The sequence below is a fragment of the Campylobacter sp. RM12637 genome, assembly GCF_020137645.1.
Lineage (GTDB): Bacteria > Campylobacterota > Campylobacteria > Campylobacterales > Campylobacteraceae > Campylobacter_E.
Map to the genome: position 1 here is coordinate 54,910 of NZ_JACGAV010000001.1, position 15,663 is coordinate 70,572.

Below are 15,663 nucleotides of genomic sequence, written 5' to 3' on the forward strand. Positions count from 1 at the left end.
TACTTATATAGCAAAGTGTGTTCCATATTTAAATATTTTTTGGCAAAATGCGAAAAAAGGAGCAAAAATGTTAGGAAAAATCATAAAAGAGCACGAAGAAGAATTATTCTCATTATACAAATTAAACTCATCAAGCAATCACGATTTAGCAAGACTTATCAATAATGATTTAAAAGAACTTGGCTTAGAGATAAATGATATGAATTTCAATTCATATTTATTAAGAATTATTGAGCTAAATACTACAAATTATGAAAATACTTGCAAAAAAAATAATATAAACTTAGCAAAAGCAAAGGATTTAGCATATAAAAGAGTAAAAGAATTTTACGAGCAAAGACATATAAAAATCATTGAAAAATTAAGCCCTTGTTTAGATAAATTTTATGTAGATTTATTAAAACTAGTGCATAAAATCGGTCTTGTTTTTAATAGTATTCAGCCTAAATGGGATAAGGCAATTGAAAAAAATAATGAATTTTTTAAAAGTTTAGAAAATCCTTATGAGTTTATAAAAAATAATAAGCTTTATTATCTTGATGAAAATGATGAAATAGCTACTAGGATTTATGCAATAGCAATTAATTTGGATACTAAACCAGAGCTTTTACCATATTCTTTATATTTTGAAGAAGAATTTAAAAAGATTGATGAATACTTTAATGAGTTTTTTAAATTAAATCATAAAAATGAAGCATATATAAAATATCTTAAAGCCTTGCAAAATGCTTTAATGAGTAAAGAGCTTAGCCTAAAGCCTTGGCAAAATGCTGAAATAGCTTGGATGGGGGCAAAAGACTTCATTCAAGTTGGGCATTTTTTAGAATATTACGAAGACGCATTTACTCATTCAGTAGCACTTGAGTGGGATATTAGAATTGATGATAATTATGATTTTAATAGTGAAAGTTTTGTTAATAAGATGAAAAATAGCTTAAATAAAGCTTATAAAAACGCTAATATAACTAATCAAAACGCATTAAATCTAAGCCTAGCTAATTTAGACAAAATTGAGCTTCATATTAGCAAACCTATACTTTATTATGGAGCAGAATTAAATGGCTTATTTTCAGCTCAAGTTGTGCCAAATGATGAATTTGTATCAGCAAATTATGGCAAAAAAATATTTGCATTTTTAGATTTTGTCTATAAAAAAACAAAATCAAAACCAAGAACAATGCTAAATCAAAAAGTATTTGATAAAGCCTTTAACGACTACAATAAAAGCGTATTAAATGATGAGTTTTTATGGAAAAAGATTTATGAGATTAGCACCATTGGACACGAAGCAGGACATATTTTCTTTATAGGTAGCGATACAGAAAGCTTAATGAATACTAATGGAGTATTTAAAAATATTGAAGAATTTAAAGCAAGTGCTGGTGGGATATATGATTTTTGCAATCATTTTGATGAAAAATACAAAAAGGCCTTATTAGCAAATATAACAAGTAGAGCAGTATCTTTAATGGCTTATAAAAGCACTAAAGAAATAGAGCCTTATTATTGTGAAGGTTTGATATTTTTAGCAATATTATTTAAAAGCAAGGTTTTAAGCTTTTCAAATGATACTTTATTAAGTGTTGATTTAGAAAAATTTGAAGATTTTCAAAAGGAATTTTTAAATGTATATAACGAACTTGCAAAAACTTATCTTAAAAAAGAAAATGCAAATAATTTTTTAAAAGATTATGCAGTGTTAAAGGATTTAGAATACATTAGCACAAATAAAGATTTAGTAAAACTTGGCGATGAATATAGAAAATTATATGATGAATTTGCCAATGTTTTAATCAAGGAGAACGAATGAGTAATACCCTAATAATAGTAGAATCACCAAGCAAAGCTAAAACAATTTCAAGATTTGTAGGTAGTGAATATAGCGTAATTGCGTCTAAAGGTCATATTAGGGATTTGCCTAAAAATAAATTAGGAATTGATATAGAAGATGGACATTTTAAACCTAATTATGAAATCAGTAAAACTCACTCAAGCATAGTAAAAGAATTAAAAAGCCTTAGCAAAGGTGCTAAAGTCTTACTAGCAACCGATGAAGATAGAGAAGGAGAAGCAATTGCATATCATCTAGCAAATATCTTAGGCGGAGATATTTTAGGCTATGATAGAATAGTTTTTCACGAAATTACAAAAGACGCTATTTTAAACGCTATTAAACACCCAAGAAAAATAGATTTAAATAGCGTAAATGCTCAACAAGCTAGGCGTATGCTAGATAGAATTGTGGGTTTTAAATTAAGTGGCTTATTATCAAGCAAGGTAGCAAGCAAGCTTAGTGCTGGTAGGGTTCAAAGTGCGGCTTTAAGATTAATTATCTTAAAAGAGCGAGAAATAAGAAATTTCGTAAGCATTGAGTATTATGAACTTGATACTAAGTTTAAAACAGATTTAGAAGTAGAATTAATAGAATTTGATAACAAGAAATTATCAAAAACAAGCATTACTGAAAAAGCCTTAGCCGAAGAAATCCTAAAACACATTAAAAGCTCGGATTTTATAGTAGATGAAATCAGTATAAAAGAGCGTAAAGATAGTCCAAAGCCACCTTTTATGACTTCTACTTTACAACAAGCTGCTAGTTCTAAATTAGGTTTTTCTCCTAAAAAAACTATGATGTTAGCACAGACTTTATATGAAGGCGTTCAAACTCACACAGGATTTATGGGTGCAATTACTTATATGAGAACTGATAGCTTAAACTTAAGCGAAGAAGCAATAAAATCAGCAAGAGAGCAAATCGCAAAAGACTATGGCAAAGAATATTTACCGACTAAAGCAAGAGTTTATGAGACTAAAAGCAAAGGCGCTCAAGAAGCTCACGAAGCTATTCGTGTAACTAATGTTAGCTTTACTCCTGAAATTGCTAAAGAATATTTAAAGGCTGATGAATATAAATTGTATAAATTAATTTATGATAGATTTTTAATGACCCAAATGGCTGATGCGAAGATAGAAAACAATACAATTTATATCACAAGTAATAAGGCGAAGTTTAAACTAAGTGGAAGAAGAGTGCTTTTTGATGGACATTTAAGATTGAATGATGATGCTAGTGGAGATAAGATTTTACCTGCTTTAAATAAAGGCGATAAAATGACTTTACAAAGCTCAAAAATAAAGACCTTACACACAGAGCCACCTGCAAGATACAACGAAGCAAGTCTTATTAAACAACTTGAAGAATTAGGCATAGGTCGTCCTAGCACTTACGCACCTACAACAAGCCTTTTAATTGATAGAGATTATGTGAAGTTAGAGAAAAAACAACTAATCCCTACAGAAAAAGGCGAAAAAATCATAGAATTTTTAGAAGAACATTTTATGCAAATAGTAGATGCGAAATTTACTAGCAATATGGAAGAGCGTTTAGATGAGATTGCAACTCATGGGCGTGATTTAGATGAGGTTTTAAATGAATTTTATGAGCCATTTATCACTAAAATCAACGATGGAAAAACAAGTATTCAAAGTCAAAAACAAGTAGAAAAACTAGGAGAAAATTGCCCTGATTGTGGTAAAGAATTGCTAATTCGTGAAGGCAAATTCGGTAAATTCGTAGCTTGTAGTGGTTATCCAAAATGCAAATATTCAAGGAATTTAAACAATACAAAAACCGAAAACAAAGAAGAAAAACCTAAAAAAGAATTAGTAAAACTAGATGTCCCTTGCCCTAAATGTGGTAGCGATTTGGTGCAAAGATTTTCTAAAAGGGGTGCATTTTATGGGTGCAGTTCTTATCCTAAATGTAATTTCATTAGCTCATACCCACTAGCTAAAGAAAAATGCGCTAATTGTGGCGGAATAATGATTATAAAAGAACTTAAAAAAGGCACATTTATAGAGTGCTTAGATTGTAAAACAAAAATAGAAAAATAATAAAAGAATTTGTAATTAATCCTAATTACAAATTCTATTTTAATTTACTTAAAAGCTCCATTGCTAGAATGTGCTTGCATATAGCGTAATATTCTATCCTTTTGCTCGTCAGTAATTTTTGCATTCATTTGCATTGCTCCTAAATAAGCGTCCCATTCATCTATTGCGTGTTCGCTTGGAGCGTGTGCTGCGTGACAACTCGTGCAAGAATCATAATAAAACACCTCAACACCTTCAAAAGCAGCGTCTTTATCAGTAGTTAAAGAGCTTGATTTTACCCAAAAGCTCATTTCAGGCTTAGCGTTTTTACTCTCTAAATAGACAAATTCCGCATTTTTATTAAAAGCTAATTTATCTCCTACAACTTCTCCACTAATGCTAACCTTAGCTAAATCTCCCTTAGTTTCAATTAGCTTAACCATAGTTCCTTCATAAATCGTTCCGATTTGCTTTTGATTTTCATCTAGCATTGTTGCTTTTTCGTCTAAGATAAATCTAATATCTTTAGCAAATTCTTGCTTTTTTGTCTCAACTTTTGCAGGAGTTGGTAAAAATATTTGCTGATAATCAGGCTTATATGCAAAAGCACTTAAAGTAATTAATGATAATCCTATAATTTTTCTCATTTTACGCTCCTATAATTGTTGGTGGTGTTGTGTTTTTATATGGTTTAACAGCTTCGTTTTTACCTAGCTTTCTAATCGCTACTAAGCAAGTATTTACGCTAGTTGCTTGTGCCATTTGAGAAGTTGGGCGAGATGAAGTAAGCACATTTACATGACCTTGATTGCATCTTGAATTATCTTTATCATCTTCAGGGTCATACCAAGCACCCTCTTGAATAGCTACAACGCCACTTCTAATATCATCACTTACAAATGCACCAGCTAATAATCTACCACGATTATTATATACTTCTACCACTTCGCCGTGTTTAATACCAAGCTTTTTAGCATCTTCTGTATTAATTACTACAGGCTCACGACCTTGGATTTTGTAAAGCTCTCTTACCCAAGTATTATCAAGTTGAGAATGAATTCTATATCTTGGGTGTGGGCTTAATAAATGGAATGGATATTTTTTGCTTAATTCTTGATTTCCTAAATATTCAGCCGGTTCAAACCAAGTTATATGACCTTTAAAATCAGGTAAATCATAATCAGCAAATTTTTGTGAATAGATTTGGAATTTTCCACTTTCTGTTGCTAATTTATTATTCACTGGGTCTTTTCTAAAATCAGCGTGGCGAACGAATTCATAAGCTTCTTTTGGAATTTCAAAATGAAGTGAGCCTTTCTCCCAAAACTCATCAAATTCCATTTCATTTATACAATCACTCTTCTCATAAAAACTTCTTATCCATTCTAAATGGTCTTTCTTGCCACCACTAAACTTAGCCAATTCTCTTTCGCCAAATCTCTTTGCTAATTCATAGAATACATCGTAATCATTGCGGCTTTCATACACAGGCTCGATTACTTTTTTCATAGCATACACCCAATCTTGCGAATATGAACCACCAAAGCTTATATCATCACGCTCAAGTGTTGTTGTAGCTGGGATTACTATATCAGCCATTTTTGCCATCGGCGTCCACCAAGGCTCATGAACAACTATTGTTTCAAGTTGTCTTAAAGCATGAATTAATTCATTAGTATTTGGATGATGACCTAAAACACTAGCACCTGCTACATAAAACATTTTAATCTCTGGATATGTAAAGGTTTTGCCTTTAAAATTGATAGTTTTATTTGGATTTAGGATAGCTTCGCTAACACGACTTGCAGGGATATTTATATTTACGCTATTTTTTCCTTGTGGCAATCCAACAGGAAGTAATGCTCCACTAAACGCTCCACCAGCCGAGCAATAATGCATAGAAAAGCCAAATCCACCACCAGGCAGTCCTACTTGACCAATCATACAAGCTAAAGTTATGATAGCCCAGTCAGCTTGTTCGCCGTGATGCGCTCTTTGATTTGCCCAGTTACCTGCTAAAAATGTTCTTTTACTAACGAATAAATCGCATAATTCTTTAATCTTAGTCGCATCAATTCCACAAATCTTAGCCGCCCATTCAGGAGTTTTTTCTACTCCATCAGTTTTACCTAGTAAATATGGTAAAAATTTATCAAATCCATCTGTGTATTTAGCTATAAATTCTTTATCGTATTTTCCACTTGTATATAAATAATGGCACATTCCAAGTATCATTGCAACATCGGTATTTGGGACGATTTTTATCCATTCAGCCTTTGTAATTTGCGCTGCTTTTGTGTATTGTGGGTCAATGTTAATAAACTTTATATTACTAGCTGCGTATTTTTTAAGCCAACTATCATTCTCACGATTAGCTACCTTAAAATCTATTTGATTATCCTTGTAAATATCACAACCCCACATTACATAAACTTCGCAGTTTTTAATCATTTGCTCGTAATTTGTTTGCAAACTATAAACTTCTAAATCCCCTGCTATAGCAGTATTTACTTTACCCGCTGCTCCGTTACTATACTCTCCATCAGTGCCTATTGCTCCACCTAAAACGGTGTTAAAAAATCTACCTGCAACTGCGTTACAATTATGAAGTAAGCCAACATGACCCCATCCACCATAACTTGCGTTAAAGATATTTTCAGGTTTTGTAGCTTTAAGCTTTTTGTATAATAAATCAAGCACTACATCCCAACTAACACGAACGAAAGGCTCACGACCCCTTAAATCAGGGCGATTTTTACCTTCTAAAAAACTTTTTCTAACACTTGGATATTTTACCCTTGTATCTGAATATGTTCTATCTATGATAGCTTTAGTGATTACGCTTGGGTTTTTATCGCTTTCGTGTGGGATAAGATTGATTATTTTTCCTTCGCTATTTACTTCGGCTGTAAATGCACCAAAATGTGTAGCATGTGGGATTTGCTTGATATCATAAAAATTTGTATCAGCACTCAAAGGACAAGTAATCGCACTAGCTGTAATTGCTGAACCTTTAAGGAATGTTCTTCTTGAAATTGCCATAATTTCTCCTTTTTAAAATATAAAAGAACATTTTATATAGTAAGTATTATCATAAAGTTATAAGGTATTTTTAGTCTTCTTTGAATAATTAGAATTTGAAAATGAAATTCTTAAGAAAAATTATAAAATATATATTTTTATATTTACTAATAAAAATTAATTTATATTTAAGATTTTAAATATTTAATAATAAATATTAAATTTTTATAAATTAATATTTTATCTACTACAACAATATATAAAGCATTATAAATACAACTAAATTACTATTAGAAAACTTGTAATATTTAAGTATTTTATTGCGAAAAATTTAGCAAAAATTGTTGCAAAATTATCATTTTTTAAGCTTTGTTTTTTCAATTTATAAATATAATACCTTGATTTATATCAATTTTTTAGCATTAATAAAAATCAAGCAACTTTTTAAGGATTTCATATGAATAAGACCATAAGAATGTCATTACTAGCATTTACGATAATTAGTTCAGTTCAAGCAGCGACTGTTGATGGTAGTAAAGTTTTAACTATTGTCAATACTAATGATACATATACAAATTTAGGTCAAACAGATGTTTCAAGTATCAAATTTACTAACGGAGCAAGTGCTGAAAATACTAGTTTTACTATGAGTGGTGGTGGAGATTTTCACCCTTTAGATAGTTTTAATGGGACTTTTTTAAATTTCATAATTAATAGCCAAGGTGGTCAATATGCTAGTGGTAGAGAGCAAAGAAGCACCTTATGGATGGATAAAAAAAGCTCTATGACAATTAAGAATGATTTAACTGTTAATGGAGATTTAAATGACTCAGCAAATATGACAGATGATGAGCTTAAAAGCAAAGATGGAATTTATATAGAAAATGCTAATGCTTCATTGTTAGTAGAAGGTGATTTGATAGGCAATAAAACCTACTTAGTAAATGATAAAAATTCTAAATTTACTGTAAAAGGTAATACAAAACTAGAAAACACATTTTTACAAAATAAATCAGGTACAATGACATTAAATACCTTAGAAGGTAATGGCTCTTCTAATTCTAAGCTAGAAAATAAAGCCGGTAATCTAAACGCTGAAACTATTTCATCTACAACTATTAATAGCAAAGGTGGAACTCTAACTTCTAAAAATATCAATAATAATTCCATCATCAATAGCGAAACTGGTGGAACTATTAATGTTACAAATGAAATTAATGGCTCAACGATCAATGGAAATGGTGGGACTTTAACTGCGGGAAATATCACAAATAAATCTACTATCAATAGTAAAGGTGCGACTATTAAAGTAAATAGCAATATTGACAATTCAACAATTGAAGGCGATAGTGGAACTTTAACTGCGGGAAATATCACAAATAAATCTACAATTAATAGTAAAGGTGCAAATATAACTGCTGATAATATTACTGCTAATTCAATTATAAATAGTGAAAGTGGTGGGAATTTAAGTGTTACAAATAATATTGACAATTCAACTATTAAAAATAATGGTGGGACTATTAATGTTACAAATAATATAGTAGGTTCTACAATTGATGGAACTAGCGGGACTTTAAAGGTAACAAACAATATAGATAGCTCAACTATCAATAGCAATGGTGCTAAAATTGAAGTTACTAAAAATGTTACAAATAACTCAATTATTAATAGTAATACAGATGGTAATTTAACTATATCAGGCGATGTTCTAGGCTCAACTATTAATAGTAATGCTAATGGAAAATTAAGCGTTAATAATGTTAAAGATAAATCAACCATAAATAGCAAAGGTGGGACTTTAACTGCAAATGAAGTTAGTAATTCAACTATTACAAGTGATAGTGGGACTTTAAATATTAATGGCAATACAAGTGGCAATACTATTACTCATAATGGTGGGAGTGTAATATTAGGCGACGCAACTAATGCAACTACCGGCACTAATAATACGATTAATATCAATTCAGCTGGCTTTAATATAAATTCTAATTTACTAAATGGCACGATAAATACAAAAGATAATAATGCTGCTACTTTTACTAAAGATAATACAACCATAACAGGCACTACAATCGTTGGAACTAGCAAAAACGCTGTTAATATAATAGGCGGTCAAAATAAAACTCTAAACCTTGTAAATGTTACTGCGAGTAATTCTGATATAGGACAAGAAAAAGGTAGCACAACAGGTGGGATTAATATCAAAGGTGGTAAATATACTGATGTTAATATAGGAACAACTGGTGGCACTTCAACACACGCTATACAAAAACTAACTATCACAGATAATGCAAATATAAATGGGGATAGAATAAACGCTGATAATCTTACAATAAATAATAGTTCTGTAAGCACTACCGGAAATATTAGCACAAATAAAGATATTAAAATTGATGGTTCAAATGTTGATTTTAAACACATAGTTGTGGGTAAGCCAAATTCAACTATTGATATTACTAATTCAAATATTACTTCAAACAACACTACAGATGGTGGTATTTGGTCTACTCAAAGTGGAAATAAAATAAATATAACCAATTCTAAGCTAGATTTAGTAACCTTAAAAAGTGGTAGCGATATAACAATTAAGGATAATAAAACCGATAAAGCCTTAATGTCAAAAACAGAAGTAACATCAACTCAAGGCGGTGTAACTTTAGATAATACAGATAGTAATGCAAAGAACATAAATGGTAAAAATATCAATATTACTAACAATTCAAATATACTTTCTGGAACACTTAAAGCTAATGAAAATGTAAATATTAACAATAACTCAAATATCCAATCGGGTAAAATAACAGCTGAAGGTGGAGATATTACGCTAGATAATTCAAACACAAGCGAAAACGCTAATTTAGAAAGTAAGTTTAATAATGTTACTTATAAAGGCAAGTCTAATATACAAGGCAATACCATAGCAGGAGCTGATATTATCATTGAAGATGGTGCAAATGTAAGCAAAGGAACTCACACAGCTACTAATATTAAATTAAATAAAGATGGAAATATAAGTGGCTCATCAGAGCTAAATGCTACAAATCAAGCCGACATTGGTGGCAATGTAAGTGGTGGTAAAATCACTGCAAATAACACTATAAACATTAATTCTGGTGGTAATGTAAGTAGCGGAGAATTAAATGCAAATGATATATATGTTAAATCAGGTAGCAATGTAAATGGTGGAGTATTTACTGGCACAAATTCTATTAATATTGGAGAATTAGGTAAAGACAAAACTAATGTTAGTGGTGGAGAATTTACAAGTAATTATTTTAAATCTACTAATGCAAGTGTTAGTGGTGCAAATATCAATACAGACGGAGCTTATTTTCAAAACTCAACTTATAATGGAAATAGTTTCAAATCAACTGGCAATGTAATTATAGATAACAATAGCGAAATTAATTCAGCTCTTGATATAGGTGGCAATGCAACAATATCTTATGGAAGTAAGCTTAATGCAGATATTACAAATGTTAAAGACATTACTATTAGCGACAAAGATACAACAATCAATGCCAATATAAATGCAAGTGGATTTGTAGATATATCAAATTATGCTACCTTGAATGCAGATAAAACAATCAAAGCAAATGGTGCAAGAATAGCAACTGCAAATATAAAAGGTATTTTAGATATAGATGATAGCGTGGATTTATTAAATGCAAATGTAGAAAAAACTGCAAAAATTAAGGCAAATAATAAAATCCAAGCATATTGGGGGACTATAAACGGAGAATTAGAATCTAAAAATAGTGATATTGTATTAGGATACGGAGCTAAATCAGATGAAAATGCTAAGTTTATAACAAATAGTGGAAGTGTTATTTTAAGTAATAAAATACTAGATAGCAAATACCCTGCACCTGGCACTCAAGAAACCGATATAAAAGGGACAATTAATGCTAATAAATTGCTTGTAAAAGATGGTGCTACATTAAATGCTAATTCTACAATAACTACTACAGCAGAATTTGAAAGCAAAGCTATTTTAGGAGAAAGTGGTGTTGTAAATGCTAATAGCGTCACTTTAAATGATAGTAGCACTAAAACAAACTCACAAATTAATGCTACTGATATAAAAGTAAATAATGGCTCAACTATACAAGGTGGCTTACAAGCTAAAGATATAACGATTGATAATTCAACAACAGAAAATGCTACCATAAATGCTAATACAATAACCTTACAAAACAAAAGCGTAATCAACGAAGGCACAAAGCTTAGCACAAATACTAATGGTGGTAAAATCATAATAGATGGAAAAGATACAAAAGTATTAGCGTCAATTGAAAATACTGATAATTTAGAAGTAAGAAATCAAGCTACACTTAGTGGTAATGTAAATATCAAAAGCACTACTACTATAAAAGACGCTAATTTATCGGGAAATCTAACTTCTAATGAAGTTAATTTCATTAATTCTAAATTAGACAATTCAAAAGAAACTACAATCAAAGCTAATAAAACATTATTACAATTAGCTCAAGATATGCTTTTAGAAAAATTAAACATTCAAAATAAAGATGCTAATAAAAATAATGATGTTAGAATTGATGGGAATTTAAAAATTGCTAATTCTACGATTAGTAATTCTAATATAAATGCAGCAAGTATAGATGATACATTAAATCTTAAAAATGTAGATTTAACTAATGCAAATATAGGTAATGATACTAGCAAACGCTTAAATGATTTAACTTTAGATGATGTTAAATTTACTGGAGATACTATCAGTGCTAAAAATACTAATATCTTAAATACACAAGAAGCTAAAGGAATTAAAGCTGATTTAATTAAAGCTGATGAGAAATTAAGCATTACAAATTCTAAAAATATAAAAACAAATACTCTAAATGCAAAAAATACTGATATAAGTTCATCTAGCGTAACTTTAAATAATGGTAATTCTAGTGATTTTTCAGCTACTAAACAATCAGTTGTAAATGTTTTAGGAGAATTATTTACAAATAAAGCCTTAATAGATTGCTCTACTACTAATAATGGTTTAATTAAAGGAACTAATTTAGTTACCGTGCAAAATGGTTCTATTGTTAATTCAAATATTAATAGTAGCGGTAGAGTAGATATAATAGGTGGTGGCTCTTGTGCTAATAACACAACTACTACAATTAATAAAGCAATAGAAACTAATGAATTAGTAGCTAGAAGAGGTGCAGTGATTAATGCAGATAGTAATTTTAACAATGCTACAATTGATAATGCTACTATAAAAGGAGATTTAACTAGCAAAAATCCTAGTGGAACGCTACTAATTGCAAATGGGGCTGAAGTTGCTGGCGGAAATATTAATGTAGCAGGTAATATAATCTTAAGTAATGACGCTCAAAATCTAGGGGTGCATGATGGAATTAGTCCAGAACCACCTGCAGCTAATAAAAAAACTACCATTAACTCTACTATAAAAAATGCTAATGATATTACTTTAGGAAAAGATACAACGATAAATGCAGATATTAATAAAGCTAATAATATTACAGCTACAAATGCTACATTGAACTCAAGCAATGTAAATGCTAATAATCTTAATGCTAATAATTCTCAAATAGGTAAAGATGATAAGAGTTCTAATATTATCTTGCAAGGAATGGCAAATATAGCAAATAGCGTAATTGATGCGACAATTAATGCTATAAAAGATATTATTGTAACTTCAGATGATAAGAATAATCCAAGCAAGATTAATTCTAAACTAACTTCAAAAGAAAATATCACAATCAAAGGAAGCGAGCCTACACAAGTTAATGCTGATTTAAAAGCAGATAAAAATATCAATGTAACTAATGCAACTATAAAAGATAATACGAATTTAAATGCAAATAATGATATTAATTTAAACAACACTAAATCAAATAATATTAAAGCTACTTCAAATTCTGGGAATATTACTATTAGTGGTGGGGAGTTTAAAGGAAAAGACGCAATAATCACTGCAAATAATGGAAAAACCACATTAACTAATAATGCTAAAGTTTGCTCTAGCATTGATACTAAGGATTTGGATTTAAATAACAAAGCTAGTATTTGTAGCGATGATACAACTCCTGTTACAATCACTAGCACAGGTTTAAGCAATATTGATGGTAAAAATGGTGTTAATATAGGCGAAAATGTTACATTTAATGCGAATAATTTGGATATTAAAAATATTGATGATAAGTCTAAATTAGACGCTAAATTAAATGCTAGTGGGGAATTTAAAGTAAGTAATTCAACTTTAAAAAATGATATAAGCGTTAAAGGAAATAAAGCTTGTTTTAAACCAGATAGCACGACAACTCTTAAAGGAAAAGTAGAAGTAGATTGCCTAGATTCTAATCAAACTACATTTGATGGCAAAGTTATAGCTAAGAATGTAAAAGATAATGGCTCACAATTTAACAATAAAACTACAATAGATGGTGGGACAAATAATTTAAATAATTCAACATTTAATGATGATTTAACACTAAAAGGCGAAGGCAATACTAAATTAAGCAATGCTTCTATGAAAGATTTAGTAAATGAAGCTATTAAAGTGGTATTAGATAATATTAAATCATTTAATAATATTACAAATCAAAATGGCGGAGATTTAAGCATTAATAATACTGATAAAATCGCTGGAACAAGTATTAAAAATAATGGGGATAAATCTAAATTAGACTTTAATAATATAGGCGAATTAGCAACCAAAATTACAAATGATGATGGCGGTATTTTAAGTCTTACAAATGTTAAAAATGTAAGCGAAGATATTACAAATAATTCAGAATTGAATGTAAATAATTCTATTATTAATGCTGCTATTAAATATGACAATAATAAGTGTGGGACATTAAACACTAGCAATGGAATTTACAATAACAATGTAGAACAATGCAATATAAATGCGAACTTAAATAATACCTTTAATAAAGATATTTTAGTGCATAATAATTCAGATATTTCAGGTAATTTCACTGCAAACACATTTAAAACAAATACGCTAAATGCTGATAATGCCTTCATAGAAATTACAGGAACTAAACCTATATCAAGCATTGATGATTTGGCTACAAATACTTATGATAAGACAAGCGATTTAAAAAATAGCACTTATACAATCAAAAATTCAACAATAAGAGCTACTAATACAAATAGCAATGGCATAGGTGGAATTAGAGCTGATAATTTAATAGTGGATAATTCACACATTCAAGCACAAGTTGTAACTAATACTCTAAATGCTAATAATTCTAAGTTTTATATTTATGGTGGTGGAATTGATACTAGTTTAGAAGATAAATTCAGTGGTCCTATCATAGTAAATAAAGAAGCTTTAGGAGAAAATAACGAAATCGTTTTATACAATACGAACTTAAGTAAGCTAGTAAATACAAGAGTTCCTATTGCTATTGTAAATGGTAAAAAAGAAGATAATGAAAAAGATAAAGCTTACTTTAAAGTAACTTATAAAACCGTTTTAGCTACTTATAATACTAAGGTTTTAAGCTTTGATGAAATAGGTAAAGATGGAGTATGGAGTTTAGGTTTAACAGATAAAGAACCAATAATTAATAAAGATAGCATTAGGTCTAATTTAGAAATAGATAAAGAAGCTTTAAAAGGTTTTGGTAAGGTTAGTGCTGATGATAAGGATTTATTGACTTTAGAATATCTTGACCCAGCTGTTACAAGTGCGATTAAAAACATAATGTATACACCATATTATGTTGCTAGATATTATATTGATGATAATGACTTAAGATTTAATTACTTAAGAAATGATGATAAAAATAAAGGTTTTTGGATAAATTCTGATTATGGTTATTTTGAAACAGATTCAAATAATTTAAAAGGTAGCAGAGTTAATGTCGGAGTAGACAATAAAGTATCTTTAAAAAATCTTGATGTAGCTTATGGTATAAAAGCTTCTAAAGCAAAACTAAAAGCTAATAAAGCATTAAGCACTGATGTTGGAATAACTGGCATTGGACTTTATGCTAGCACGAATTTTAATTCGGGATTTTTCGTTGATTATGACTTAAATTTACTAACTTTAAAGGGTAATTATAAGAGCGATTTAGCGATGATAAATACTACAAGATATGATAATTTATGGCAAGCAAAAGTTAAGGTAGGACAAAGATTTGGCTCTGATTATTATGTAGAACCTAATGTTAAATTAATAGCTACTCGCTATCCAAAAGTAAATATTGATGGAGCAGTATTAGGAATTCAAACAGAACAAGCAGCTCAATATACTGCAAAAGCAGGTATTAAAGCTGGTGCTAAAATCAATGATAAAGTAGGTTTAAATACTGAATTTGCTTATATTAAAGACTTAAACGAAAGTCCAAGTAATAGTGCTAATGATGGTATGACTTATTATTTTGAAAGGGTTCAAGATAGAGGATTTGAAATCAAATTCGGAGCTAATTATAAACCTAGTGCTAATACTAACATTAATTTAGATTTTGCTAAGAGCATTACAAATCACTTTAATAATAACTACAATATAAACTTAGGATTTTCTTATAATTTCTAATCTAAAATCAAGCAAGGCTTTTTAAGTCTTGTTTGATTTATCTTCAATCAATAATATTTTTAATATTTTGAACTTATAAAGATTTTTAGCTTTTCTAAATTCTATAAATAAAAAAGGATTTTTAAAAGATTAGCAAGACTTTTAATTTTATTTGATTTGTCTTCAATCAATAATATTTTTAACTTATAAAGATTTTTAGTTTGTCTAAATTCTATAAATAAAAAAGGATTTGT

General features: G+C 29.5%; 5 protein-coding genes. 3 read left to right on the forward strand and 2 right to left on the reverse strand.

Features of this window, described 5'->3' with window-relative positions; genetic code table 11:
- The first annotated feature begins 67 nt into the window (after positions 1-67).
- Together ciaB and topA are read left to right on the forward strand one after the other, a co-directional pair.
- Positions 68-1,810: an invasion protein CiaB gene (gene ciaB / locus AVBRAN12637_RS00305; protein WP_239803475.1), complete on the forward strand. Its 1,743-nt coding sequence runs from the start codon at positions 68-70 to the stop codon at positions 1,808-1,810.
- Positions 1,807-3,894 carry a type I DNA topoisomerase gene (gene topA / locus AVBRAN12637_RS00310; RefSeq protein WP_336608433.1) on the forward strand — a complete coding sequence of 696 codons (2,088 nt, stop codon included), beginning with the start codon at positions 1,807-1,809 and terminating at the stop codon, positions 3,892-3,894. Before ciaB ends, topA begins: the two co-directional genes overlap by 4 nt.
- 44 nt (positions 3,895-3,938) lie before the next feature.
- Here topA and AVBRAN12637_RS00315 read toward each other — a convergent pair whose 3' ends face one another.
- Both AVBRAN12637_RS00315 and AVBRAN12637_RS00320 read right to left on the reverse strand, forming a co-directional pair.
- Positions 3,939-4,520 carry a hypothetical protein gene (locus AVBRAN12637_RS00315; RefSeq protein ID WP_214119872.1) on the reverse strand — a complete coding sequence of 194 codons (582 nt, stop codon included), beginning with the start codon at positions 4,518-4,520 and terminating at the stop codon, positions 3,939-3,941.
- A gap of 1 nt (position 4,521) precedes the next feature.
- Positions 4,522-6,915 carry a molybdopterin-dependent oxidoreductase gene (locus tag AVBRAN12637_RS00320; RefSeq protein ID WP_336615143.1) on the reverse strand — a complete coding sequence of 798 codons (2,394 nt, stop codon included), beginning with the start codon at positions 6,913-6,915 and terminating at the stop codon, positions 4,522-4,524.
- Between the two features lie 436 nt (positions 6,916-7,351).
- Here AVBRAN12637_RS00320 and AVBRAN12637_RS00325 point away from each other — a divergent pair, with 436 nt between their 5' ends.
- A complete protein-coding gene (locus tag AVBRAN12637_RS00325) occupies positions 7,352-15,430 on the forward strand; it encodes a hypothetical protein (protein ID WP_336615144.1) in 8,079 nt (2,692 codons plus the stop codon).
- Positions 15,431-15,663 lie beyond the last annotated feature (233 nt).